Source organism: Stutzerimonas sp. CXK-1, from assembly GCF_057738225.1.
The window spans coordinates 3,704,790-3,728,545 of the sequence record NZ_CM173217.1 but is presented as its reverse complement, the minus strand read 5'-3'; the positions used below and the strand labels follow the sequence as shown (position 1 = coordinate 3,728,545).

Genomic DNA, 23,756 nt, shown 5'->3' with positions numbered 1-23,756 from the left:
CCATGGCCAACGCCCGTCCCTACCGCGTCGCCCTCAACGGCTACGGCCGCATCGGCCGCTGTGTGTTGCGTGCCTTCTACGAGCGCGGCGCGGCGTCCGACTTCCAGTTCGTTGCCCTCAACGACCTGGCCGACATGGCCAGTGTGGAGTACCTCACCCGCTTCGACTCAACCCACGGTCGCTTCCCCGGCGAGGTCGGTGTGGCAGGCGATTGCCTGCATCTCAATGGCGACTGCGTGAAGGTGCTGCGCGAGTCGACGCCGGAGGCTATCGACTGGCGGGCGCTGGGCGTCGACCTGGTGCTCGAATGTTCGGGTGCCTACAACACCCGTGCCGGTGGCGAGCGCTTTCTTGCCGCCGGTGCGCCGCGCGTGCTGTTCTCGCAGCCGATGGCCAGCGCCGCCGACGTCGATGCCACGGTGGTGATGGGCATCAATCAGGGGCAGCTCCGCGGCACCGAACGGCTGGTCTCCAACGCCTCCTGCACCACCAACTGCAGTGTGCCGGTGCTCAAGCTGCTCAACGATGCGGTGGGCATCGAGTACGCCTCGATCACCACCATCCACTCGGCGATGAACGATCAGCCGGTCATCGACGCCTACCACCACGACGACCTGCGGCGTACACGTTCGGCGTTCCAGTCGGTGATACCGGTGTCCACCGGGCTGGCACGCGGCATCGAGCGCCTCCTGCCGGAACTCTCCGGGCGGATCCAGGCCAAAGCGGTGCGGGTGCCGACGGTAAACGTCTCCTGCCTGGACATCACGCTGCAGACCGCACGGGATACCGACGCGCAGACGATCAACCGGGTGCTGCGCGAGGCGGCCGAAAGCGGCCCGCTAAAGGGATTGCTGGCCTATACCGAGCTGCCGCATGCCAGTTGCGATTTCAACCACGATCCGCATTCGGCGATCGTCGACGGCAGCCTGACGCGTGCCTCCGGGCCGCGCCTGGTGAACCTGCTGGCCTGGTTCGACAACGAGTGGGGCTTCGCCAACCGCATGCTCGACGTCACCGAACACTATCTGCGCGTCGCCCACGGAGCCTGACGGGCCGCGCTTGAGACACTGCTGCTTCGAACTTAAGGAAGATCGACATGACCGTTTTGAAGATGACCGACCTCGACCTCTCCGGCAAGCGCGTGCTGATCCGGGAGGATCTCAACGTGCCGGTGAAGGATGGCGTGGTGAAGAGCGACGCGCGCATTCTCGCTTCGCTGCCGACCATCAAGCTGGCGTTGGAGAAGGGCGCCGCGGTGATGGTCTGCTCGCACCTGGGCCGCCCGGAAGAGGGCGTCTACAGCGAGGACGACAGCCTCAAGCCGGTCGCCGACTACCTGAGCAAGGCGCTCGGTCGTGAGGTGCCGCTGATCAAGGACTACCTGGGCGGCGTCGAGGTCCAGCCGGGCGAGCTGGTGCTGCTGGAGAACGTGCGCTTCAACAAGGGTGAGAAGAAGAACACCGATGAACTGGCGCAGCAGTACGCGGCGCTGTGCGATGTCTTCGTGATGGACGCCTTTGGCACCGCGCACCGCGCCCAGGGCTCCACCCATGGCGTGGCCAAGTTCGCCAAGGTCGCCTGCGCCGGCCCGCTGCTGGCGGCCGAGCTGGACGCGCTGGGCAAGGCGCTGGACAAGCCACAGCGGCCGATGGTGGCCATCGTTGCCGGCTCCAAGGTGTCGACCAAGCTGGATGTGCTCAACAGCCTCAGCCAGATCTGCGACCAGCTGATCGTCGGCGGCGGCATTGCCAACACCTTTCTCGCCGCCGCCGGTTACAAGGTCGGCAAGTCGCTGCACGAAGCCGATCTGCTCGACACGGCCAAGGCCATCGCGGCCAAGGTCAGCGTGCCGCTGCCGGTCGACGTGGTCGTCGCCAAGGAATTTGCCGAGAGTGCCGAAGCCTCGGTCAAGGGCATCGACGAAGTCGCCGATGACGACATGATTCTCGACATCGGGCCGAAGACCGCCGCGCAATTCGCCGAGATGCTCAAGGCCTCGCAGACCATCCTCTGGAACGGCCCGGTCGGCGTATTCGAGTTCGACCAGTTCGGCAACGGCACCCAGGTGCTGGCCCAGGCCATCGCCCAGAGCCCGGCATTCTCCATCGCTGGCGGCGGCGACACCCTGGCGGCGATCGACAAGTACGGCGTGGCCGAGCAGATCTCCTATATTTCCACTGGCGGCGGCGCCTTCCTCGAGTTCGTCGAAGGCAAGGTCCTGCCGGCGGTCGAGGTGCTGGAGCAGCGCGCCAAGTGATCGGCATGCGGGGGCTGCGCTCCCGCGTGAGGGTCGGTGCAGGCGAAACGCTGGCAACCCTGGGCGGGCGATGTGGTCTGTTGCTTAGTCGCGCACCAGGAAAAGGGGATGGTCCATGCGTTTCGCTCTAGTCACCGTATCTGTTCTGGCGCTGGCCGGCTGTGCCGGCGGCGCGCCCGATTCGGCCTGCGAGGTCATTGACCCGCCACCGGCCAGCAGCCCGACCGTGCAGGATAGCCAGCGCCTGGAGATGCAGAGCACCGGCGACCCGACCGCGCCGATAGTCGATGACGCGCAGGATTGTTGAGTGCCGCAGGGGAGCGCCATGAAAGCACTGTTGTCGATCGGCCTGGCGCTGCTGCTGAGCGCCTGCGCGCACTGGCAGTCCGGGCCGGATGCGCCCTTCGTACGCTGGAAGTGCCAAGGGGGCGAGCACATCGCCTGGCGCTATGCGGACAAGGTCCACAGCGCCGTCGACCTGCGGGTCGGCGACAGCGGCACGGTATACCGCCTGCGCAAGGAACCTGCCACGCTCGGGACTTTCTATAGCGACGGCGTGATCGGCTTTCATGACAAGGGCAGCACCGCGCTGGTGTACCGCATGGCCGATGACAAGCTGCTCGCCCAGGGCTGCAGTGCTTCGCTGATCAATTTCTAGCGAGGCCGCGAACACTTGGCGCGCGTCTGGCATTTCTCGGCGCCGCCACTACAATGCCGCGCCGCATCTGCTGCGCTTGAACAGCGTTGGCCGCTGCGGCAGGCTTTACACGATCAAACGACCCCCAAACCGGGAGAAAGGAAACCATGGCACTCATCAGCATGCGCCAGATGCTCGACCACGCCGCCGAGTTCGGCTACGGCGTGCCGGCCTTCAACGTCAACAACCTCGAGCAGATGCGCGCCATCATGGAAGCGGCCGACAAGACCGATTCCCCGGTGATCGTCCAGGCTTCGGCCGGTGCCCGCAAATACGCCGGTGCGCCGTTCCTGCGCCACCTCATCCTGGCGGCGATCGAAGAATTCCCGCACATCCCGGTGTGCATGCACCAGGATCACGGCACCAGCCCGGACGTCTGCCAGCGTTCGATCCAGCTCGGTTTCTCCTCGGTGATGATGGACGGTTCGCTGCGCGAAGACGGCAAGACCCCGGCCGATTACGAGTACAACGTGCGTGTGACCCAGCAGACCGTGGCTTTCGCGCATGCCTGCGGCGTCTCCGTCGAGGGCGAGCTGGGCTGCCTGGGCAGCCTGGAAACCGGTATGGCCGGTGAGGAAGACGGCGTTGGCGCCGAGGGCGTGCTCGATCACAGCCAGCTGCTGACCGATCCGGAAGAGGCTGCCGACTTCGTTGCCAAGACCAAGGTTGACGCGCTGGCCATCGCTATCGGCACCAGCCACGGCGCCTACAAGTTCACCAAGCCGCCGACCGGCGACACGCTGTCGATCCAGCGCATCAAGGAGATCCATGCGCGCATCCCGGACACCCATCTGGTGATGCACGGTTCCTCCTCGGTGCCGCAGGAGTGGCTGAAAGTCATCAATGAATTCGGCGGCGAGATCGGCGAGACCTACGGCGTGCCGGTTGAAGAGATCGTCGAGGGCATCAAGTACGGCGTGCGCAAGGTCAACATCGACACTGACCTGCGTCTGGCCTCCACCGGCGCGATCCGCGAATTCCTGGCGAAGAACCCCAGCGAATTCGACCCGCGCAAGTACCTGGCCAAGACCGTTGCCGCCATGCGCGACATCTGTATCGCCCGCTACGAAGCGTTCGGCACCGCCGGCAATGCCTCGAAGATCAAGCCGATCTCCCTCGAAGGCATGTTCCAGCGTTACGCCAGCGGCGAGCTTGACCCCAAGGTCAACTGAGTCGCAGAGGATAAAAGGAAGGCCCGCTCGATGCGGGCCTTCTTTTTTTTCGGAAACCGTTGACCGTGCCGGCCGTGCTGGCCGCGGCTGCCGCAGCGTGGCAGCTAGTGCGCGGCTGCGTCGCCGTTGCCCATCAGCTGCTGGATCTGGCTGCGCAGCGAATCCAGTGAGAAGGGCTTGGCCAGCACCGGTGCGGTGCGCGCGATCGGGCTGCCGGTTTCGTAGATCTCGATCGGATAGCCGCTGATGAAGATCACCTTCATTTCCGGGCGCAGTTTCAACGCCGGCTCGGCAATCGCCACCCCCGACACGCCGCCCGGCAGCCGGAAATCGGTCACCAGCAGATCGAGATGCGGCTTGCTGGCGAGAATCTCGAACGCCCGGTTGGCGCAGTCGGCCTCGATGACCTGATACCCCTCGCTGGCCAGGTAATCGGAAAGCAGGCAGAGAATGTGCGGCTCATCTTCGACGAGCAGCACGACTTTTGAGGAGGTTGAGTTCATAACTGCCATGGGCGTTTCTCGAACTTCGAGCAGGGTTAGCGAACGGCGGGCATGCCAGCAACAGTTGGGCCTCTTCGCAGCGAGCAAAGTTCAGCGACCCGGCCGGGCGGTACAGGCAAGACCCTTGCCAGTTCGGCCAGGACAGGATGTCGGTCAGTATGCAACGTCCATGTGACAGAGGGAATCAAAGGCTGGCAGGCTGCTACTAATGTACTGTTGGTAGCCCATTCCCTCGACGGAGGCCTTCGTGAGTTCGAACGACCCCTGGATTGGCGTGGCACAGCGCACGCTGGAGCACTACCGAAGCAACGCGGAAACTTTTCGTGAAGGCACCCGCGACCATGATGTCAGCCAGAACATTCAGGCACTGCTGCGTCATCTGCCCGCCGATCGGCGCTTGAGTATTCTCGATCTGGGCTGCGGCCCGGGGCGTGACCTGAAGACGTTCACGGCGCTGGGGCATGAGGCGGTCGGTCTCGACGCGGCCGAGCCGTTCGTCGAGATGGCGCGGCGGGACTCCGGCTGCGAAGTCTGGCAGCAGAATCTCCTGCAGCTTGATCTGCCCGAGGGGCGCTTCGATGGGGTGTTCGCCAACGCGGTGCTGTTCCATGTGCCGAGCCAGGCCCTGCCGCAGGTGCTTGCTCAGCTGTACGCGACGCTGCGTCCGGGCGGCGTGCTGTTTTGCTCGAACCCGCGTGGGGGCAACGAGGAGGGCTGGCAGGGCGATCGCTACGGCGTCTGGTACGACTGGCCACGCTGGCGCAGCCTGGTCGAAGATGCCGGCTTCCTGGCCCTGGAACACTATTACCGACCGGCCGGGTTGCCGCGTGAACAGCAGCCCTGGCTCGCCAGCGTATGGCGTCGGGAAATGTGAACCACCCGCAGTTTGCATGCCGTTTGCCCGGACATCTTGCGTAATGCAATGTCACGCTTTCAGTGACAATTCGCTAAATACTTGAAAAATAAGGGAAAGTTTTAAAGCGTCAGGCTGGCATGATCGCTGCTCTGTGCTCCCGTGCTGGAAACCAACCGGAGTACACAACAATGACCGCTGCACAGCAATTTCTCACTGCCGCCTTTCCCGAGTTCGATGTCTCGACCACTGCGCGCCCGGACGGTGGGCTGCTGCTGACGCTGAGCAATGACGATCGAGTGATCGCCAAGCGCGCCGTATCGCGAGGCCAGACGCTGTCCACCACGCAGATGCAGTGGCTGGTGAGCTCGATTCGCCGAGACCTGGCATTGGAAGCCGGAATGTCCCCAGCCGTCGCCCACCTGCAGAGCCAGAGCCGTACCGGCCTGCCGACCTACGAGTACGCCTGATGGCGCGGCCCGGGGGCGGGTGTCCCCGGGCCTCGTGAACAGCCTGGAGGATAAGAAGATGAATGCCGTTGACCTGCTGATCGAGGATCACGAACGCCTCAAGGACATCCTGACGCGCCTGACCGAGTCCACCGAGCGTGCGGTCAAGACGCGCACCGAACTGCTGCAGAAGCTGGAAATGGAGGTCACCATCCATACCCAGCTCGAGGAGCAGGTGCTGTATCCCGCCTTCAAGGAAGCCGGCGGCAAGGACGAGCTGAAGATGTACCACGAAGCCAAGGAAGAGCATCGCGCGGTGGACTCGCTGGTGCTGCCTGACCTGAAGAAGACCGATCCGGGCAGCGTCGAGTTCTCCGGCCGGATCAAGGTGTGCAAGGAGCTGCTCGAGCACCACATCGAGGAAGAGGAGTCCGAGATGTTTCCCGACGTGCGCGAACTGTTCGACGCGGCTCGCCTGGAAGAACTGGGCAAGCAGATGGTCGAGCTGCGCAACCGTCTGAAAAAGGACTTCGCATCCCGCCAGGCCGCCTGAGCCAGGCCGGGCGTGTACCGCCAGATGCGGCGCACGCCCCTGCTTGGCTGACATGAGTCAATGAGCCACAGCACCACCACTGGCACCCTTGCCTTCATTTCGCCATCAGTCCAGCGGACGGATGCTGATGGTTGCGCCAGCGCGACATTCGGGTCGCCTTGGCCTGGCAGCCACACTCTATTGGAGCAGGGGAAGCATGGAAGACCAGCTATCGGTGGTGCTGCAGCGCGTCGGCCTCGATCTCGACCGCATCCTCATACGCAAGCGGTTCCTGCAATGGCGTGCAGCCGATCGGGCGAGGCTCAACCAGGCGGCTGCCGACCCGGCCCTGGATCGCGGTCAGGCGGCGTTCGTCGAGCGGCTCTACGATCACCTCGCGCAGTTCACCGAAGCCTCCGCATTGCTCGGCCCGCAAGGCAGCATCGAGCGTCTCAAACACAGCCAGACCCAGTATTACCGGCGCCTGCTGGCCGGCCCCTATGACCGAGACTACGTGCGCGACCGTCTGCTGGTCGGGCTGGTGCACGAACGGGCCGGTATCGATCTGGAGTGGTACCTGGGCGCCTATCGCCTCTACCTGTCGCACATGCTCGGCCAGATTCTCGGCGAGAGCGAGCAGGTGGCGCTGTTCGACAGCCTGCTGAAGATCGTCTTCTTCGACATGATCCTGGCGATCGACACCTATGTCGCCGCCGAACGGCAGGCGCTGGAGGACAGCGAGGCGCGCCTGGCGCGCGCCTTGCGCGGCACCGAAGATGGGATCTGGGACTGGAACGTGGAGTCAGACCGGCTCTACGTCTCCGAGCGCTGGACGCAGATGCTCGGCCTCGCGCCCCTCGGCGCGGGCAACAGCCGTGACTGGTTCGAGCGGGTCCACCCGGACGACCTGCCCGCGCTGCGCGAATCCATCAGCCGCCACCTCAATGGCGAAACCACCTCGCTGGCGCAGGAATACCGCATCCGCAGCTGGGACGACAGCTATCTCTGGGTGCTGGTGCGCGGCGTGGCCGAGCGCGATCCGCTCGGTGGCTGGCATCTGGCCGGCTCGCAGACCGACATCAGCGCGCGCAAGGCCGCCGAGGCCGGGCTGCGGCATGCCGCACGCCACGATGCGCTGACCGGCCTGGCCAATCGGTTGCATCTCGAGGAGCTGTTGCAGGCGGTGCGGCGGCGGCCGCGCAGCCGCGAGTCGGCGCTGCTGTTCATCGACCTGGATCGCTTCAAGCTGATCAACGACAGCCTCGGCCATAACGCCGGTGATCAAGTGCTGGTGATCGTCGCGCAGCGGCTGGCATCCTGTCTGCGTGCCGGGGATCATCTGGCCCGCTTCGGCGGCGACGAGTTCGTTGCGCTGCTGGGCGACCTGGCCTGCGCCGCCGATGCCGAGCGGGTCGCCCAGCGCATGCTCACGGCGCTGCGCCAACCGTTGCAGCTGGGCGAGCGTACGCTCTCGGTCAGTGCCAGCGTCGGCATTGCCCCGCTGATGCGCGACGGCCAGCCGCTCGATGCGCTGCAGGCGGCCGACCTGGCCCTGTATCGCGCGAAGATGGCGGGCAAGGACCAGTTCGCCTTGTTTTCCGACAGCCTGCAGGTCGTCGCGACCCGCCAGCTGGAGCTGGAAAGCGCGCTCGCCCAGGCGCTCGCACGCAACGAGTTCGTGCTGCACTATCAGCCCGTCTGGGCCATTGGCGCGTCCGTACCGCAGTTGGTCGGGGCCGAAGCCCTGCTGCGCTGGGAACATGACGGTGTGCTGGTGCCGCCGTCTGAGTTCATCGCGGCGCTGGAGGAATCGCGCGAGATCGTTCGCGTCGGCCACTGGGTCCTGCGTCAGGCCTGCCGCCAGTTGCGGCGCTGGCAGGAAGAAGGGCGTGCGGCGCTGCACTGCGCGGTCAACCTGTCGATCCGCCAGCTGCAGCAGTGCGACTTCTGCGCCATGCTCAACAGCGTCCTGGCCGAGACCGGTGCCGATCCCGGTTCGCTGGTGCTGGAGATCACCGAAACGCTGCTGATGCAGGACAGCGAGCTGGTACAGCGCAACCTGCGCCACGCCGCCGAACTCGGCGTGCGCCTGGCGCTGGACGATTTCGGTACGGGCTATTCCTCGCTCGGCTACCTCAAGCGCTTTCCGCTGCATATCCTCAAGGTCGATCGCAGCTTCATCGCCGGCGCGCCGGGCGATGCCGATGCCGTGGTGCTCAGCCGGGCGATCATCGGGCTCGGCCAGAGCCTCGGTTTGCAGGTGATCGCCGAAGGGGTCGAGCATGGCGAGCAGCTCGATTTCCTGCGTGAGCAGGGCTGCGATTGTGCGCAGGGCTATTTCCTCGCCCGGCCGTTGCGGGCGCAGGATCTGGAAGCGCTGCTGCCGGCGGCGGCCGAGGCGCTCGGGCACTAAACGGCGGTTTATCGGTCTACCTCCCCGTGGATCATAGGATCCAGGTATTGCCGGCTACCGCGCCGGTTCACCCGAAGGAGGTTAACGATGCGTCTGACTTATTTGCTGCCGCCGCTGCTCGGCTTGGTGCTGGTTGGCTGTGGCCAGGAAGAGGAACGCGAGCCGACCCCGCCGCCGGCTACGACTGAACAGCCCGCCACTCCGGCTCCCGCTCCGGAAACCAGCACGCCGGCCACCGGTACCGGCACCACCGGCACTGGCACTGGCACCAACAGCATGCCGTCCGACAGCACCACCGGCTCCGGCACCACCGGTGGCACCGCCGACCCGAGCGGCACCGGCACCACCAACCCGCCGACCGGCACTGGCACCGGAACTGGCAGCAGCCAGTAAGACGGGCGCCGACGCGGCCGCGAGCTTTCGCGGCCGCATGTCTTTCACTCCCAGGAGCGTCCCATGAAGCCCGTCCAGCTACTGCTCTGCGGCGCCGTCGGCGCACTGCTCGTCGCCTGCTCGCCGGAAGAGGAAAAGGACTCCTCGATCGACAACTACGAGCAGAACTCGCAGGAATATCACGACACGGCTGCCGAACCAGCCGGCCCGAACAAACTCGTGCCGCCGGCCACCGGCACTACCGGCGACGACTGAGCCGGTTCAGACCACCTCGCCGGCGGCATGCCCGGAAGCCCAGGCCCACTGGAAGTTGAAGCCACCGAGCTGGCCGGTCACGTCGAGCACTTCGCCGATGAAGTACAGCCCCGGCGACTTCTGCGATTCCATGGTTTTCGACGACACCTCGCGCGTGTCCACCCCGCCAAGCGTGACCTCGGCGGTGCGATAGCCTTCGGTGCCGGCGGGCACCAGCCGCCAGCTGCCCAGCCGCTCGGCCACCTCGCGCAGCTCTGCCGGCGCGTATTGCTTGAGTGCGCGCGATGCGAACCAGCTGTCGCACAGCAGCACCGCCAACTTGCGCGTGAATACGTCGGCCAGCAGTGTCTTGAGCTCGATATTCGGGCGGGCGAGGGCCTGTTCCTGTAGCCAGCCGAGGGCGTCGAGCCCTGGCAGCAGGTCGATGACCAGTTCGTCACCCGGCTGCCAGTAGGACGAGATCTGCAGCATGGCCGGCCCGCTCAGGCCGCGGTGGGTGAACAGCAGGTTTTCCCGAAAGCTCTGCCCGTTGCAGCTCACCACGCAGTCAACCGAAGTACCGGACAGCTCGCTGCACAGCGCCTTGAGCGCCGGGTCGGTGACAGTGAAGGGCACCAGGCCGGCGCGGGTCGGCAGCACGGTGTGGCCGAACTGGCGTGCCACCTGATAGCCGAAGCCGGTGGCGCCAAGCGTGGGGATCGACAGGCCGCCGGTGGCGATTACCAAGGATTGGCAGTGCGCAGCACCGGCACTGGTCTGTAGCCGATAGCCGCCCTCGACGCGCTCGATCGCCTGCACGCTCGTATCCAGACGCAACTCCACGCCGGTCTCGGTGCACTCCGCGAGCAGCATGGCGAGGATGTCGCTGGACTTGTGGTCGCAGAACAACTGGCCGAGCTTTTTCTCGTGGTAGGGCACGCCATGGCGCGCGACCAGTTCGATGAAGTCCCACTGGGTGTAGCGTGCCAGCGCCGACTTGCAGAAATGCGGGTTGCCGGAGAGGAAGTTGGCCGGCTCGGTGTACAGGTTGGTGAAGTTGCAGCGCCCGCCACCGGACATGAGGATCTTCTTGCCGGCCTTGTTGGCGTGGTCGAGCAGCAGCACCTGCCGGCCGCGCGCCGCGGCGGTGGCGGCGCACATCAAGCCGGCCGCTCCGGCCCCGATGATGATCACCTCGGTCGTCAGCACCTCGTACCTCTTCGTTCACAGCGGTTGCGGGCGCGCATCTTACCCGTTGTGCGGGCTCACGGCTGCGCGTGCGGCTCGGCGGTGCGCTGGCGGATCAGGTGTGCGGCCATGCTACGCAGTGCCGCCAGTTGCCGACAGATCAAGCCGAGTTGGGTCTGCACCAGGCGGTGACCGTCGTCGATCTCCTCCGGCAACTGCTCCAGGCGTTCGGCCAGGGCCTGCTCGGCCTCCTCGTGGAGGGCCACCGGGCGGTTATCGCGCAGTGCCGTGGCGATTTCGTCGAGCGCCGCGCTCAGCCGGGCGCTGGCCTCGTCGAGCAAGGCGTCGCTGGCGTCGTCCGGCAGGGTTTCGCGGTGCGCACCGAGCGCCGAGAGGTAGTTGAGCAGGGTGTGCGAGAGCACCAGGAAACGAAAGCCGGTCTCGGCATCCTTGCGGAAGTGACCGGGCTCCAGAAGCATGTTCGACAGGGTGGTCGACAGCGCCGCATCGGCGTTGTGCGCATCGCGTCGGGCCAGGCGGTAGGCGAGGTCGTCGCGCTTGCCGCTGTCGTACTGGCGCATGATCTGGCGCAGGTACTCGCTGCTGCAGCTCAGCGTATTGGCGACCACCTGGTTGAGCCGGCGGCCCTGCCAGTCCGGCAGCACGAGAAACACGGCGGCGGCGGCGATCAGGCTGCCGAGCAAGGTATCGAACAGGCGTGGCCAGATCAGCCCGTAGCCGTCACCGACCTGGTTGAAGCAGAACAGCACCATCAGCGTGATCGCGGCGGTGGCCAGTGCGTAGCGGCTGCTGCGTGTGGCGAAGAACACCACGCCGGCGATCACCGCGAACAGTGCCTGCAGTGCCGGCCAGGGGAACAGGTCGAACAATGCCCAGCCGGCGACCAGGCCGAGCACCGTGCCGCCGATGCGCTGCACCAGCTTGGTCCGTGTGGCGCCATAGTTCGGCTGGCAAACGAACAGGGTGGTCAGCAGTACCCAGTAGCCCTGTTCCGGGTGGATCGCGTGAAGCACCGCATAGCCGCAGACCAGTGCCAGCGCCATGCGCAGCGCGTGGCGGAACAGCAGCGAGGTGGGGGTCAGCTGCAGGCGGATGCGCCCGAGTGCATCGCCGAGCGACTGTGGCTCGCGATCGAACAGCGTGCTGTCCTGTTCCCCGGCCAGCGCGTCGGGGTTGCTGGCGCTGGCCAGGCGGCTTTGCAGGGCGCCGAGGTTGCCCGATAGCGCGCGCAGCGAACGCAGCAGCCCGCGCCAGGCCGGGTTGTTCTGCTCGCGCAAGTGTTCGAGCGAGGCCTGCAGGTCGGCCAGCGCCTGGGTGTTCTGCTCGTCGTAGACGAACGGCTGGCGCAGCTGGATCGCCTCGGCCAGGGCCTGGCAGGCGCTGGCCTGCAGGCGCAGCAGGCGTTGGCAGCGGAACAGCACGTCGCTGTGGAAGAAGGCCTCGGCGAGCGCCTGATAGGGGTAGTGCGAGGAGCTGACCCGCTCATGCAGGTCCTGGGCGAGAAAGTAGAGCTTGAGGTAGCGGCTGATCCGGCTGCCGCTGCGTGCCTGGCCCATGCGGTGCAGCAGGGTTTCCTTGGCCGCGTTGAGCGCGCCGACCACCCGGCCGTTCTGCTGCGCGAGCTCGATGCGACGCTGCTCGACGTCGAGCTGGCGCACCGGTTCGAACAGCGCAGCCTTCAGCCGGATGTAGCGCCCTAGCTCGCGATACAACCGGGCCAGGCTTTGCTGTACCGGCTGATGGGCGAACAGCAGGTTCCACAGCACCGAGAGCACGCCGTACCAGGCGGCGCCGGCGACCAGCAGCAGCGGGTCGCGCCAGAAGTCCTCGATCACGCCGTCGCGCTGATCCACCGCGATCATGCTGTAGATCGACAGGATCAGCGTGGCCTGGGCGATGGCGCCGTAGCGCTCGCCGAGCGCGCCGAGCATCACCAGGGCAAACGCCGAGGCGGCCAGACCGGCGACAAAGGCCAGCGGGTAGGGGAACAGCAATTGCACGGAGACCGCCGCGATGCTGAAGCAGGCGAGCGTCACCAGCAGGGCGATCAGCCGGCCGCGCCAGCTGTCGTCGGTTTCGGCCAGCGCGCTGGCGATGATGCCGAGAAACAGGGGGATCACCAGCGTCGGGCGGTCCAGGCCCCAGCTCAGGGCCATGCTGCCGGCCAGGGCGATGAACACCCGCAGGCTGTAGCCGAACTTCTCCAGCGCCCAGAGGCGACGCAGGGAGTGGCGGATCGAAGGCGTCGGCATGTCGGTGCCTTTTCTGGTCTGCGGTTGCCGGCGCCGCATGGCCCGGCGTTGATTGCGGCACAGCTTATCCGACCGCTCGTCCCTTATCACCGGGCTGCCACCGCGGTGTAACCGGAGTGCCGCAATGGCTTTGCTCTACTCGTGCGCGCCTTCCCACCACACCTACAAAAGGAATACGTGCATGAATCGTGATTACGACCCCGCTCGCCGCAACCTGCTCAAGGGCAGCCTGATCGCCGCCGCCGTCGCCGGCACGCCCTTTCTCGGTGCACTGGACGCCTACGCCCAGCGCCATGCCAGCGGCCAGGGGCGCCACCTGCGTCGCAGCAGCTACGGCCCGATCCGTCCGGTCAAGGACCAGAGCACCGGACTCGAACTGCTGCAACTGCCCGAGGGCTTCCAGTACCGGACCTTTTCCTGGGCGGGCGACCTGATGGAGAACGGCCAGCCGGTGCCCGGCTATCATGACGGCATGGGCGTCATCGGTGTGCGTCGCGGTGCCCACGGGCCGGAAATCGTTCTGGTGCGCAATCACGAGGCGGGCACCGGCGAGCTGATCCAGGCCAACGGCATTTACGACGGCGTGACCCTGGCCAACGGACAGCGTCCGGCCGGTGGCACCACCAACCTGTACTTCCCGCTTGGCCGTGGGCATGAGGTGCGCACGCTGCCAAGCCTGGGCGGCACGCGCACCAACTGTGCCGGCGGCGTGACGCCCTGGGGCACCTGGCTGTCGTGCGAGGAAACCACCGCTGACTACAGCGGCGTCGGTGGCCGGCGGCACGGCTACGTGTTCGAAGTGACCGCCGATCCGGTGCTCACCACGGGCCAGCCGATCGTGCAGATGGGGCGTTTCGCCCACGAGGCGGTGGCGGTGAACCCGCGCAACAGCTACGTCTACCTGACTGAGGACGCGCGCAACGCGGCCGGCTATTACCGCTTCATTCCGGCCAATGCCAGCCAGCAACCCGGCTCGCTGGCCGCCGGCGGCATGCTGCAGGCGGCCCGCGTGCGCAACCTGACCAATGCCGACCTGCTGACCCCGCGCCCGGGCGACAGCTATCAACTCGAGTGGGTCGACATTGCCGACCCGGACATGGATCCGCAGCCCGGTGCCAGCGGGCCGTTCTTCCAGGCGCGCAACGCCGGTGCGCTGCGCATGAGCCGCGGCGAAGGCATCTGGCACAGTGATGGGCGGCTGTTCATCGTCGACACCAGCGCCGGCGTCGACAGCCAGGGCCGCGCCGGCTATGGCCGCGGCGCGGTATGGATGCACGATCTGCGCAGCGACCGGCTGACCTGCGTGTTCGCTTCCAGCGATCCGGAGGTGGCCAACAACCCCGACAACATCACGGTCAGCCCGCGTGGCGGCGTGCTGATGTGCGAGGACGGCGGCGGCGCCAACGACGAGTTCGGCTTCGGCGAACGTCTGCTCGGGCTGACCCGCAACGGCGAGGCCTACATCTTCGCCAAGAACAACATCGTGTTCGACGATGTTCAGGCGGCGGCGGCCGGCAAGCGTGCCTCCGGCGGCGATTATCGCAATCGCGAGTTCGCCGGGGCCTGCTTCGACCCCAGCGGTCGTTTCCTCTTCGTCAACTGCCAGACGCCAGGCATCACCTTTGCCATCTGGGGGCCGTGGCAGCGCGGTTCGCTGTAACGGTCAGTCGGTCGGCACGGCCCTGCGGCGTGGAACCAGCGTCCAGCCCAGGGTCATGCCGGCCGCTGCCAGCAGTACCGCGGCGATTCCGGCCAGTTGCGCAGGCTGCAGATGATGGCCGAAGGCGATACGGTCGACGAGGATCGCCATGACCGGATAGATGAACGAGAGGGCGCCGGTGATGTGCGTAGGCAGCCGCTGGATCGCTCCGTACATGAGGATGAAGACCACGCCGGTATGCACTACACCCAGCGTGCCGAGCAGGCTCCAGGTGTACAGGTCGCCGGGCAGCTCGGCGAGATTGGCGAACGGTGCCAGCATCAGCATGCCGACCCCGACCTGGATCAACGCGATCAGATGCGGCGGCACGCCGCGCATCGCCTTGGTCGTGAGCACCACCAGCGCGTAGCAAAAGGCGGCGCCCAGCGCGAGGGCGAAGCCCAGCAGGTAGTGGTCGCCCAGATAGCTGGCGCTGGGCTTGGCCTGGACGATCGCCAGTACCCCGCCAAAGGCTAGCAGCAGCCAGCCGAACTTGTCGCGCGTCAGCCGCTCGCCGAACAGCAGCGCCGAGAGGGCGACGAGCATGAACGGTTGCGTGTTGTAGACCGCCGTGGCGATCGCGATGGACGCATGCGAGTAGGCGGCGAACAGCAGCAGCCAGTTGAGCACCAGGGCGACGCCGCCGAGCAGCGCCAGCCCCAGCAGGCGCCAGGTCAGGTAGCCGCGCAGCAGGCCGAAGGCGAGGCAGACGGTCAGCAGCACCGGAGCGCCAAGCACGCAGCGCCAGAACACCACATCGACGACCGGCTGGCCGGAGGCGACGACGAACCAGCCGATGGTCCCGGACAACACCATTGCCGCGCTCATGCGCAGCGAACCCTGCATCAGCTCGCTCATGCCTGCCTCCTCTGTCGAACCGGCACGTTAGCGGCGGCGCGGGCCGCGCTCCATGCACAGTCGGCGCTGGATGCGGCCATACAGTTGCGGGCTAGAGGATGCGCACCTTCAGCGAGCGGCCCTTGATGCGGCCTTCGCTCAACCGGCGCAGCGCCTTGTCGGCCGCGCTGCGCTCGATGGCGACAAAGGTCTGGTAGTCGAACACGGCGATCTTGCCGACCTTGTCGCCGGCAATGCCCGCATCGCCAGTGAGGGCGCCGAGCACATCGCCCGGGCGCAGCTTTTCCTTGCGCCCGGCCGCGATGCACAAGGTGCTCATCGGCGGGCGCAACGGTTCCTCGCTTCGCGGCTTCAGGCTGGACAGCGGGTGCCAGACCAGGGGTGCCTGTTGCAGGTGCTCGATGGCTTGCGCACGATGCGCTTCGGCCGGCGCCACCAGGCTTGCCGCCATACCCTTGCGGCCCGCACGCCCGGTGCGGCCGATTCGATGCACATGTACTTCCGGGTCGCGCGCCAGTTCGACGTTGATGACCAGGTCCAGGGCATCGATGTCCAGGCCGCGGGCGGCGACATCGGTCGCCACCAGAACCGAGAGGCTGCGGTTGGCGAACATCGCCAGCACCTGGTCACGCTCGCGTTGCTCCATGTCGCCATGCAGCGGTTGCGCGTAGATGCCACGTGCCTCGAGGTAGTCGACCAACTCCTGGCATTGTTGGCGGGTGAAGCAGAAGGCCACGCAACTCTGCGGGCGGAAGCACTCGAGCAGGCGCATGACCGCCTCCATACGCTGCTCCGGCGCGATCTCGTAGAAACGCTGCTCGATCTGGCTGTCGTCGTGCAGCGCCTGCACCTCCACGCGCAGGGGCTCGCGCAGAAAGCGCGCGGCCAGCTGTTCGACGTCTTCGGGGTAGGTGGCGGAGAACAGCAGCGTCTGCCGGCGCTCGGGAGTCTGCGCGACGATCTCGGCGATGGCGTCGTGAAAGCCCATGTCGAGCATGCGGTCGGCCTCGTCGAGGACCAGCGTATTGAGCCCGTCGAGCCGCAGCGTGGCCTTGCGCAGATGTTCCTGGACGCGACCGGGCGTACCGACGATGACATGGGCGCCGTGCTCGAGCGAACCGATCTGCGGGCCGATCGGCACCCCGCCGCAGAGGGTCAGGATCTTGATGTTGCCCGCAGCGCGCGCCAGTCGGCGCAGCTCCTTGGCGACCTGGTCGGCGAGTTCGCGCGTCGGGCACAGCACCAGCGCCTGGCAGCCGAAGTAGCGCGGGTTCAGGGGCTCGAGCAGGGCGATGCCAAAGGCCGCCGTCTTGCCGCTGCCGGTCTTGGCTTGGGCGATCACATCCTTGCCCTGGAGCATCGGCGGCAGGCTTTGGGCCTGGATCGGCGTCATCTGGCGATAGCCGAGGGCGTCGAGGTTGGCCTGGGTGGCGGCGCGCAGCGGCAGGCTGGAGAAGGAAGAACTGGACACGGCAGGGATTCCGGGCGGAGGGCGCAGTTTAACAGGTCGGTCGGAGTGACCTGCGGCAAACATTCTGTAAAGCGCTTGGCTGAACCCTGCGCGGCAACACGCATCCGAAAGGCATCACTGGCTTTCACGGGAGACCCGTTTTGCTTCGCCTATTGCCTTTCGCTGCCCTCTTGTCTGTCGCCCCGGTCATGGCCGAAGAGCCGCGTCTCTACGGCCGCTACGAAAACATCCGTGTCGAACCGCTGAGCCAGGTGCTGCCGGCGAAGATGGACACCGGCGCCATGACCGCCTCGCTCTCGGCCACCGATATCCGGCGCTTCGAGCGCGACGGCCAGCCCTGGGTGCGTTTCCGCCTGGCCGTGGAGGACGCCGGTGACACCTGGTACGAGCGCCCGCTGATCGGCTTCAGCGAGATCAAACAGCGCGTCGAGGAGGGCGGTGTCGCGGCCGAGGGTGAGCCGCCGAGGGCCAGGCGCCCGTTGGTGAGCCTCGAGCTGTGCATCGGTGACGAGCGGCGTGAGGCACAGGTCAACCTAACCGACCGCTCGCATTTCGACTACCCGTTGCTGATCGGCGCCGAGACCATTCGCGATCTGCAGGCCGCCGTCGATCCGGCGCAGCGCTACACGGCCGGCCGCCCCAGCTGCTAGCCGCGCGGAATCCGTCGCTTCGCACGCAGCCGCCTCGCGCCAGCTCGGCGCGTGCGGCTGCGTGTAGCTGCGCCGACCATCTGGCGCACTGAAAGCAACAACACTTGTCGATAAGTATTCGCTATCCGCGGCTGCAATGCTTCGGTAATAGAACTTCGCTAAAACTATCGAAGCTTGGTTAATTAATTCACTTTTGGCTGGATGATTTATTTGTTGGCGATATTCGGATCGGTGAGCTTTATTTATCGATCCGTGTTGGCCGGCAATCATTTTTATTTAATTAAGCCAGAATTAAGGGCGCCATTGAATGCAATGCCGATTTGCAGGGTGGCGCGTCCGGGCAGGGCAGCCGCTTCGCTGGCGGGCTGGCGCGGACGGCCGGCGAACGGATGCGGCAGCGCCAGCTAGCAAGAGGATTTGGGCGTGACCGCCGCGTCATTTTTGGCAAATTGCCTGCATCGTCGGCCGGCCGCACAGGGCGCAGGGCCCGAGCAGCCTTTCTATCGCTGCAATCCGGGCTCTTGAACGGTTCTGGTCAGACTAAAGTCGGGGGTTTCGTTGCCTTGTACACCTTTGTTAGATTCAGGATGTGGGCTTCCTCCACTCGCGAATAACAATAAGGCGGAGAACGGCTATGGCCGAAGATAAAAACAATGCTGCTGCATACTGGAAGGCGAACGTACGCCTCATAACATGGAGCCTCGTAGTCTGGGCTCTTGTCTCCTATGGCTTTGCGATCCTCTTGCGTCCGTTATTGTCCGGCATCCCTGTCGGGGGAACGGATCTGGGCTTCTGGTTCGCTCAACAAGGTTCCATCATCACGTTCATTTTGATCATCTTCCACTACGCGTGGCGGCTGAACAAACTGGACAAGGAATTCGGGGTTGAGGAGTAACCACCATGAGCCAATATTGGATCAACATGCTGTTCGTGGGCGCCTCGTTCCTGCTGTACATCGGGATCGCGGTCTGGGCTCGCGCCGGTTCGACTAAAGAGTTCTACGTCGCCGGTGGTGGCGTTCACCCCGTGACCAACGGAATGGCGACCGCAGCAGACTGGATGTCTGCGGCCTCCTTCATCTCCATGGCCGGTCTGATCGCCTCCGGCGGTTATGCCACTTCCGTCTACCTGATGGGCTGGACCGGTGGCTACGTGCTGCTGGCCATGCTGCTGGCGCCCTACCTGCGCAAGTTCGGCAAGTTCACCGTCCCGGACTTCATCGGCGACCGTTTCTACAGCCGTGGCGCCCGTCTGGTCGCCGTGATCTGTCTGATCCTGATCTCCGTGACCTACGTAATCGGCCAGATGGCTGGTGCCGGTGTGGCCTTCTCGCGCTTCCTGGAAGTCAGCAACTCGGCTGGTATCTGGATCGCGGCGGCAATCGTGTTCGCCTACGCGGTATTCGGCGGCATGAAGGGCATCACCTACACCCAGGTAGCTCAGTACATCGTTCTGATCATCGCCTACACCATCCCGGCGGTGTTCATTGCCATGCAGCTGACTGGCAACCCGATCCCGATGTTCGGCATGTTCGGCACGCACACCGAGTCCGGTATGCCGCTGCTGCAGAAGCTGAACGAAGTCGTCGTCGATCTGGGCTTCTCCGCCTACACCGCTGACGTCGACAACAAGCTGAACATGTTCCTGTTCACCCTGTCGCTGATGATCGGTACTGCCGGTCTGCCGCACGTGATCATTCGCTTCTTCACCGTACCGAAGGTGGCTGATGCTCGCTGGTCCGCTGGCTGGACGCTGATCTTCATCGCCCTGCTGTACCTCACCGCTCCGGCCGTGGCCTCCATGGCGCGCCTGAACCTGGTCAACACTATCTATCCGGAAGGCCCGCAGGCCGAGGCGATTCGCTATGAAGATCGTCCGCAGTGGGTGCAGACCTGGGAACAGACCGGCCTGATCAAGTGGGAAGACAAGAACGCCGACGGCCGTGTACAGATGTACAACGACGCCAACGCCGCCTTTACCCCGACCGCTCAGGAGCGTGGCTGGAACGGCAACGAGCTGACCGTGAACAATGACATCATCGTTCTGGCCAACCCGGAAATCGCCAACCTGCCGAGCTGGGTCATCGGTCTGATCGCCGCGGGTGCCATTGCCGCTGCACTGTCCACCGCTGCCGGTCTGCTGCTGGCCATCTCCTCGGCCATCAGTCATGACCTGATCAAGACCCTCATCAATCCGAAGATCAGCGAGAAGAACGAGATGCTGGCGGCCCGTCTGTCCATGACTGCCGCTATTCTCCTGGCCACCTACCTGGGTCTGAACCCACCGGGCTTCGCGGCGCAGGTCGTGGCGCTGGCGTTCGGTCTGGCTGCATCGAGCCTGTTCCCGGCTCTGATGATGGGTATCTTCTCCAAGCGCGTGAACAGCAAGGGTGCCGTCGCCGGTATGGTGGTCGGTGTGGTAAGTACCGCCGTGTACATCTTCCTGTACCTGGGCTGGTTCTTCATCCCTGGCACCAACAGCCTGGCCAACACGCCTGATCAGTGGTGGATGGGTATCTCTCCGCAGGCCTTTGGTGCCGTCGGTGCGATCCTGAACTTCGCCGTAGCCTATGTCGTATCCATGGCTACCGAGGCTCCGCCGAAGGAGATCCAGGATCTGGTCGAGAGCGTACGTACGCCCAAGGGCGCTGGTGCGGCTGTCAGCCACTAAGCGATAATCCAAGCCGACGTCAGATGCTGCATCTGACCCCCGGTTGAAAGACAAGTCGGGCTTCCTATTGGAAGCCCGATTTTTTTGAAAGGAAGTTGCGTATGTTCTGGCATCTCATTGCTGCGGTCGTCGCTGCCTTCTCGGGTGCGGGGATTGCGCTCCTGTTGCGTACGCTGACTCGCAAGCGTCTGCCGAAGTGGATCATTCCGGCGTTCGCCGGGCTGGGTATGTTCACGTACACGATCTATTACGAGTACACCTGGTTCGGAGCCACCCAGGCGCGCCTGCCGGCCGGCTCGGTCGTGGTCGCCGAGGAAAAGGGCAGCATGTTGTGGCGCCCCTGGACGCTACTGTTCCCCATGCCGCTGGGCTACACGGTGCTCGATGGCGCCAACGCCCAGGTACAGGACACCCCGCAGGGTCGCATGGGCCGCTTCGTCCTGTATCGCTTCGAAAAACGGAGCCTGATCGCCACGGTGACAAGCGACAAGTACCAGCTGATCTGCGCCGAGAAGGCCATGTTCCGGCTTAACAACGAAGGCCAGGCGAAGATGGAGAGCCTGACCGAACTGCAGGTCGATGATCCGCTCTACCAGGCGATCTGCGCGGGCGACCGGCCCTAGCGACAGGCCTGCTCCCCCTCCCTGAAGCGACGCGCGAGTCGGCCGTCTTGGCCCGACTCGAAGCGGCTGCAGCCAGCCAGTATCAAACGCCTGCGCTGCTTGCCGGCATCACCGCGACATCGATGGCCCAGCGCGCTCAGAACGAGTGCAGCGCCGCCTTGCGCGAACGCTGCCAGCACCGGAGGCGATGCGCCAGGTCATCCATCGACTCGAGCCCCAGGCGCCGTGCGCGATTCATCAGGATCAGCGCGATCTGCGCCGTGGCCATGGCGTCGGCGGCGGCGTGGTGGCGCTGCGGAATGTCGATGTGGAAGTAATCCAGCCAATGGTCCAGCCCGCCGCGGTGAATCATGGCGTGGGAGAACAGCATCGGGGCCAGGTCGGCCACATCGAGAAAGGCATTCTTGAGGGTGAAACCGAGGTCCTTTTTCAGCGCGCGGGCGAGCATGCGCTGGTCGAAGGGCGCATGGAAGGCGAGGATCACGCTGTCGCCGGCGAACTCCATGAAGCTGAGCAGCGCCTCGGCGGGTGGCAGCCCCCTGGCCAGCTCGCTGGGCGCAATGCCATGGATCAGCACGCTCTCGGTGACCTTGACCTGGCGGTTGAGCGTGCATTCGAACTGCTGCGAGAAATCGATGGCACCGTTCTCGATGACGACCGCACCGATGGAAATGACCAGATCACGCTTGAGGTGCAGCCCGGTGGTTTCCAGGTCGAGCACGACCATCCGCTGCTTTGTCAGGGCCACCGGGCCGATGGGCGCCGGCTGCTTCAGGGCCGCCAGCCGTTCCTGCTGATCGAGCGTGAGTTTCGGACCGCGAGGCTGGAACCAGGTCATTTTCATAACAGGTAACGCAGCGCCAGGCTGGCCTGCAAGCGCTGCGCCTGGCGGAAGGATTCGCGCAGGATCCGCCGATCAAGGGCATTGAGCGTGTCGGGATCGAGCCGGTTGGAATAGCTCGCGCCATCGCGCGCCTGCTGCTGATGATGCTGCATGCGGGTCTGCTGGATGAAGTGGTAGGCCTCTTCGTAGGCCGCGCCGTCCTTCTCCTCGATGATGCCCTTCTCGGCGAGCTGGTGCAGACGGTCGAGGGTGTTGCACGCATCGATCCCGTTGGCCAGCGCCAGTAGCCGGGCGCCATCGACGAACGGCGTTAGCCCCTGCACCTTGAGGTCGAGCGTGGCCTTGCCGTCGCCCTTGCGGGTGACGACGAAGTCACGGAAGCGGCCCACCGGGGGGCGGTGGCGCAAGGCATTCTCGGCCATCATGCGTTGGAACAGGCGGTTGTCGGCGATCTCCTCGAGCAGGTCGCGGCGCAGCTGCTCGCAGCCGTCCTCCGGCCCCCAGACGGCGCGCAGGTCGAAGAAGATGGTGCTGCTGAGCAGGTTCTCCGGGGTCGCCTCGCGGATGAACGAGCTGAACCGGCGCCCCCATTCCTGGCGTGACAGGCACAGCTCCGGGTTGCTGGCCATGATGTTGCCCTTGCACAGGGTGAAGCCGCAGGTATCCAGGTCGCGGTTGATGCGCTCGGCCAGCGGCAGCAGCCTGCCGCGGATCAGCGCCGCTTCGGCGGCGTCGCTGGCTTCGAAGAGCATGCCGTTGTCCTGGTCGGTATGCAGCGTCTGTTCGCGCCGCCCCTCGCTGCCGAAGCACAGCCAGGTGAACTCGATGCCCGGATCGCCCAGCTGTTCGATGGCCAGCTCGATCACCCGGCTGACGGTATGGTCGTTGAGCAGGGTGATGATATGAGTGATCTGCGTGGACGAGGCGCCGTGCGCCAGCATGTTGTCGACCAGTTGCTTGATGCGGCTGCGGATGAGCACCAGCGACTCGACCCGATCGGCATGGCGGATGGTCTGCGCCAGGTGCACCAGGTCGACGCGCTGCAGCGAGAACAGGTCGCGCTCGGAGATCACGCCGCAGAGCAGGCCGTTCTTCACCACGCAGACGTGCGCGATATGCCGCTCGGTCATGGCGATCGCCGCATCGAAGGCGGTAGCGTCCGGCGGCAGGTGGAACGGCTCCTGGGTCATGAACGCCGAGATCGGCTGGTCCAGATCGCCTTGCTGCGAGCCGATCACCCGGCGCAGATCGCGCAAGGTGAAAATGCCCAGCGGATGTTGCTCGTCATCGACGATGACGATGCTGCCGACATTCTCCGCATGCATCAGCCCGACCGCTTCGCGCAAAGGCAAGGCCGGCGCGCAGGATACCGGATGATGACGGGCCAGCTCGCCGATCGCGGTCTCCAGCGAGTACTGCTCGCCCAGGCTCTCGACGGCGCGCATCTGCGCCTGCTGGTTGACCAGGTCGAGCAGGCTGCTCACCCCGCGCATGGCGAAGTCACGGAACACGTCGGAGGTCGATACCAGCTTGACGAAGGCCGGCTTGCTCAGCAGCAGGCAAAAGGTGTCTTCGGCGGCCAGGTGGGCGGTGCGGGTGGCGCGCTCGCCCATCAGCGCAGCCATGGGGAAGCATTCGCCGACGGTGACCTCGAAGGTCGTTTCGGTGCCACGCTTGGCTGTGTGCGGCCGCTGCCCATGCACGCGGCCCTGCTTGACGATGTAGAAGTGTTCGACCACGCCATCATCGGGGGCGATGATGCAGTCGCCTTCGGCGTAAAAGCGCAGTTCGCAGTTCTCCACGAGGTAGGCGAGATGCGGTGCCTCCATCTGGTTGAACGGAGGGTACTTGCGCAGGAACTCCATCGTCCCGTGGACGTTCTGCAGGACCGCGGTCTTTCCGGCCTCGGCGAAGGCATCGGCTTTACTCATGGTTTGCTTCCACTTTTTGTCCATGTTCGGCTGCGGCCCGGCCCGG

At 65.4% G+C, this 23,756-nt stretch carries 23 protein-coding genes; 16 read left to right on the top strand and 7 right to left on the bottom strand.

All coding sequences use genetic code 11. The features are described from left to right. Positions 1-2: 2 nt before the first annotated feature. From epd to fba, 5 genes are all read left to right on the top strand, one after another. Positions 3-1,049, top strand: coding sequence for an erythrose-4-phosphate dehydrogenase (gene epd / locus AC0KXH_RS17750; protein WP_043222352.1), 1,047 nt, complete (start codon positions 3-5; stop codon positions 1,047-1,049). A 47-nt stretch (positions 1,050-1,096) separates the two neighbouring features. Continuing rightward, positions 1,097-2,257 (top strand): phosphoglycerate kinase, encoded by a 1,161-nt coding sequence (locus AC0KXH_RS17745; protein WP_488223800.1) that lies wholly within the window; start codon positions 1,097-1,099, stop codon positions 2,255-2,257. A 115-nt stretch (positions 2,258-2,372) separates the two neighbouring features. After that, on the top strand, positions 2,373-2,564 hold the full coding sequence (locus tag AC0KXH_RS17740) for a hypothetical protein (RefSeq protein ID WP_041108320.1): 192 nt from the start codon (positions 2,373-2,375) through the stop codon (positions 2,562-2,564). Between the two features lie 18 nt (positions 2,565-2,582). Next, positions 2,583-2,915: an MliC family protein gene (locus AC0KXH_RS17735; RefSeq protein ID WP_488223799.1), complete on the top strand. Its 333-nt coding sequence runs from the start codon at positions 2,583-2,585 to the stop codon at positions 2,913-2,915. 146 nt (positions 2,916-3,061) lie between these two features. Next, entirely contained in the window at positions 3,062-4,126 is a 1,065-nt protein-coding gene (fba, locus tag AC0KXH_RS17730) for a class II fructose-bisphosphate aldolase (RefSeq protein WP_043222348.1), read from the top strand. A gap of 104 nt (positions 4,127-4,230) precedes the next feature. On the opposite strand, the gene AC0KXH_RS17725 is transcribed toward fba, so the two are convergent. After that, positions 4,231-4,629: a response regulator gene (locus AC0KXH_RS17725; RefSeq protein ID WP_041108316.1), complete on the bottom strand. Its 399-nt coding sequence runs from the start codon at positions 4,627-4,629 to the stop codon at positions 4,231-4,233. A 247-nt stretch (positions 4,630-4,876) separates the two neighbouring features. Here AC0KXH_RS17725 and AC0KXH_RS17720 point away from each other — a divergent pair, with 247 nt between their 5' ends. From AC0KXH_RS17720 to AC0KXH_RS17695, 6 genes are all read left to right on the top strand, one after another. Beyond that, positions 4,877-5,503 carry a class I SAM-dependent methyltransferase gene (locus AC0KXH_RS17720; RefSeq protein ID WP_213151218.1) on the top strand — a complete coding sequence of 209 codons (627 nt, stop codon included), beginning with the start codon at positions 4,877-4,879 and terminating at the stop codon, positions 5,501-5,503. 170 nt (positions 5,504-5,673) lie between these two features. Continuing rightward, positions 5,674-5,952, top strand: coding sequence for a DUF3509 domain-containing protein (locus AC0KXH_RS17715; RefSeq protein ID WP_041108314.1), 279 nt, complete (start codon positions 5,674-5,676; stop codon positions 5,950-5,952). 58 nt (positions 5,953-6,010) lie between these two features. Then, the gene (locus tag AC0KXH_RS17710) at positions 6,011-6,484 is read left to right on the top strand and encodes a PA2171 family ribosome-binding persister protein (protein WP_488223798.1); all 474 of its coding nucleotides are present in this window, start codon (positions 6,011-6,013) and stop codon (positions 6,482-6,484) included. Between the two features lie 196 nt (positions 6,485-6,680). Then, the gene (locus AC0KXH_RS17705; RefSeq protein ID WP_488223797.1) at positions 6,681-8,876 is read left to right on the top strand and encodes a putative bifunctional diguanylate cyclase/phosphodiesterase; all 2,196 of its coding nucleotides are present in this window, start codon (positions 6,681-6,683) and stop codon (positions 8,874-8,876) included. Positions 8,877-8,963: 87 nt separating this feature from the next. Further along, a complete protein-coding gene (locus tag AC0KXH_RS17700) occupies positions 8,964-9,269 on the top strand; it encodes a hypothetical protein (RefSeq protein ID WP_041108309.1) in 306 nt (101 codons plus the stop codon). 63 nt (positions 9,270-9,332) lie between these two features. Continuing rightward, positions 9,333-9,524 (top strand): hypothetical protein, encoded by a 192-nt coding sequence (locus AC0KXH_RS17695; RefSeq protein WP_041108307.1) that lies wholly within the window; start codon positions 9,333-9,335, stop codon positions 9,522-9,524. A 6-nt stretch (positions 9,525-9,530) separates the two neighbouring features. Here the strand turns inward: AC0KXH_RS17695 and AC0KXH_RS17690 are convergent, their stop codons facing one another. Together AC0KXH_RS17690 and yccS are read right to left on the bottom strand one after the other, a co-directional pair. Continuing rightward, entirely contained in the window at positions 9,531-10,712 is a 1,182-nt protein-coding gene (locus AC0KXH_RS17690) for a BaiN/RdsA family NAD(P)/FAD-dependent oxidoreductase (protein ID WP_061339223.1), read from the bottom strand. Between the two features lie 56 nt (positions 10,713-10,768). Next, entirely contained in the window at positions 10,769-12,964 is a 2,196-nt protein-coding gene (yccS, locus tag AC0KXH_RS17685) for a YccS family putative transporter (RefSeq protein WP_061339857.1), read from the bottom strand. Positions 12,965-13,145: 181 nt separating this feature from the next. On the opposite strand from yccS, the gene AC0KXH_RS17680 reads away from it, so the two are divergent. Then, positions 13,146-14,624, top strand: coding sequence for an alkaline phosphatase PhoX (locus AC0KXH_RS17680; RefSeq protein WP_488223796.1), 1,479 nt, complete (start codon positions 13,146-13,148; stop codon positions 14,622-14,624). A 3-nt stretch (positions 14,625-14,627) separates the two neighbouring features. Here the strand turns inward: AC0KXH_RS17680 and AC0KXH_RS17675 are convergent, their stop codons facing one another. Then, positions 14,628-15,521, bottom strand: coding sequence for a DMT family transporter (locus AC0KXH_RS17675; RefSeq protein WP_200290559.1), 894 nt, complete (start codon positions 15,519-15,521; stop codon positions 14,628-14,630). A 91-nt stretch (positions 15,522-15,612) separates the two neighbouring features. Next, the gene (dbpA, locus tag AC0KXH_RS17670; protein WP_041108297.1) at positions 15,613-16,992 is read right to left on the bottom strand and encodes an ATP-dependent RNA helicase DbpA; all 1,380 of its coding nucleotides are present in this window, start codon (positions 16,990-16,992) and stop codon (positions 15,613-15,615) included. A 188-nt stretch (positions 16,993-17,180) separates the two neighbouring features. Here dbpA and AC0KXH_RS17665 point away from each other — a divergent pair, with 188 nt between their 5' ends. From AC0KXH_RS17665 to AC0KXH_RS17650, 4 genes are all read left to right on the top strand, one after another. Further along, the gene (locus tag AC0KXH_RS17665; RefSeq protein WP_488224623.1) at positions 17,181-17,642 is read left to right on the top strand and encodes an ATP-dependent zinc protease family protein; all 462 of its coding nucleotides are present in this window, start codon (positions 17,181-17,183) and stop codon (positions 17,640-17,642) included. 634 nt (positions 17,643-18,276) lie between these two features. Beyond that, positions 18,277-18,537, top strand: a complete 261-nt coding sequence (locus AC0KXH_RS17660; protein WP_041108293.1) for a DUF4212 domain-containing protein — start codon at positions 18,277-18,279, stop codon at positions 18,535-18,537. A 5-nt stretch (positions 18,538-18,542) separates the two neighbouring features. Then, positions 18,543-20,312: a sodium:solute symporter family protein gene (locus AC0KXH_RS17655; RefSeq protein ID WP_041108291.1), complete on the top strand. Its 1,770-nt coding sequence runs from the start codon at positions 18,543-18,545 to the stop codon at positions 20,310-20,312. 101 nt (positions 20,313-20,413) lie between these two features. After that, complete coding sequence (locus AC0KXH_RS17650) at positions 20,414-20,935, top strand: hypothetical protein (protein WP_212542678.1); 522 nt, start codon at positions 20,414-20,416, stop codon at positions 20,933-20,935. A 136-nt stretch (positions 20,936-21,071) separates the two neighbouring features. Here AC0KXH_RS17650 and AC0KXH_RS17645 read toward each other — a convergent pair whose 3' ends face one another. Continuing rightward, on the bottom strand, positions 21,072-21,779 hold the full coding sequence (locus tag AC0KXH_RS17645; protein ID WP_061339227.1) for a 3'-5' exonuclease: 708 nt from the start codon (positions 21,777-21,779) through the stop codon (positions 21,072-21,074). Further along, the gene (locus tag AC0KXH_RS17640; RefSeq protein WP_061341337.1) at positions 21,776-23,710 is read right to left on the bottom strand and encodes a putative nucleotidyltransferase substrate binding domain-containing protein; all 1,935 of its coding nucleotides are present in this window, start codon (positions 23,708-23,710) and stop codon (positions 21,776-21,778) included. Before AC0KXH_RS17640 ends, AC0KXH_RS17645 begins: the two co-directional genes overlap by 4 nt. Positions 23,711-23,756 lie beyond the last annotated feature (46 nt).

What these genes read in the sequence shown, in the direction of transcription:
- AC0KXH_RS17675 (WP_200290559.1), bottom strand. Translation starts at nt 15,521, where the DNA reads ATGAGCGAGCTGATGCAGGGTTCGCTGCGCATGAGCGCGGCAATGGTG.
- AC0KXH_RS17655 (WP_041108291.1), top strand. Translation starts at nt 18,543, where the DNA reads ATGAGCCAATATTGGATCAACATGCTGTTCGTGGGCGCCTCGTTCCTG.
- AC0KXH_RS17660 (WP_041108293.1), top strand. Translation starts at nt 18,277, where the DNA reads ATGGCCGAAGATAAAAACAATGCTGCTGCATACTGGAAGGCGAACGTA.
- AC0KXH_RS17745 (WP_488223800.1), top strand. Translation starts at nt 1,097, where the DNA reads ATGACCGTTTTGAAGATGACCGACCTCGACCTCTCCGGCAAGCGCGTG.
- fba (WP_043222348.1), top strand. Translation starts at nt 3,062, where the DNA reads ATGGCACTCATCAGCATGCGCCAGATGCTCGACCACGCCGCCGAGTTC.
- epd (WP_043222352.1), top strand. Translation starts at nt 3, where the DNA reads ATGGCCAACGCCCGTCCCTACCGCGTCGCCCTCAACGGCTACGGCCGC.
- AC0KXH_RS17740 (WP_041108320.1), top strand. Translation starts at nt 2,373, where the DNA reads ATGCGTTTCGCTCTAGTCACCGTATCTGTTCTGGCGCTGGCCGGCTGT.
- AC0KXH_RS17725 (WP_041108316.1), bottom strand. Translation starts at nt 4,629, where the DNA reads ATGAACTCAACCTCCTCAAAAGTCGTGCTGCTCGTCGAAGATGAGCCG.
- AC0KXH_RS17700 (WP_041108309.1), top strand. Translation starts at nt 8,964, where the DNA reads ATGCGTCTGACTTATTTGCTGCCGCCGCTGCTCGGCTTGGTGCTGGTT.
- yccS (WP_061339857.1), bottom strand. Translation starts at nt 12,964, where the DNA reads ATGCCGACGCCTTCGATCCGCCACTCCCTGCGTCGCCTCTGGGCGCTG.
- AC0KXH_RS17640 (WP_061341337.1), bottom strand. Translation starts at nt 23,710, where the DNA reads ATGAGTAAAGCCGATGCCTTCGCCGAGGCCGGAAAGACCGCGGTCCTG.
- AC0KXH_RS17680 (WP_488223796.1), top strand. Translation starts at nt 13,146, where the DNA reads ATGAATCGTGATTACGACCCCGCTCGCCGCAACCTGCTCAAGGGCAGC.
- AC0KXH_RS17665 (WP_488224623.1), top strand. Translation starts at nt 17,181, where the DNA reads ATGGCCGAAGAGCCGCGTCTCTACGGCCGCTACGAAAACATCCGTGTC.
- AC0KXH_RS17650 (WP_212542678.1), top strand. Translation starts at nt 20,414, where the DNA reads ATGTTCTGGCATCTCATTGCTGCGGTCGTCGCTGCCTTCTCGGGTGCG.
- AC0KXH_RS17705 (WP_488223797.1), top strand. Translation starts at nt 6,681, where the DNA reads ATGGAAGACCAGCTATCGGTGGTGCTGCAGCGCGTCGGCCTCGATCTC.
- AC0KXH_RS17645 (WP_061339227.1), bottom strand. Translation starts at nt 21,779, where the DNA reads ATGAAAATGACCTGGTTCCAGCCTCGCGGTCCGAAACTCACGCTCGAT.
- AC0KXH_RS17695 (WP_041108307.1), top strand. Translation starts at nt 9,333, where the DNA reads ATGAAGCCCGTCCAGCTACTGCTCTGCGGCGCCGTCGGCGCACTGCTC.
- AC0KXH_RS17710 (WP_488223798.1), top strand. Translation starts at nt 6,011, where the DNA reads ATGAATGCCGTTGACCTGCTGATCGAGGATCACGAACGCCTCAAGGAC.
- AC0KXH_RS17735 (WP_488223799.1), top strand. Translation starts at nt 2,583, where the DNA reads ATGAAAGCACTGTTGTCGATCGGCCTGGCGCTGCTGCTGAGCGCCTGC.
- AC0KXH_RS17715 (WP_041108314.1), top strand. Translation starts at nt 5,674, where the DNA reads ATGACCGCTGCACAGCAATTTCTCACTGCCGCCTTTCCCGAGTTCGAT.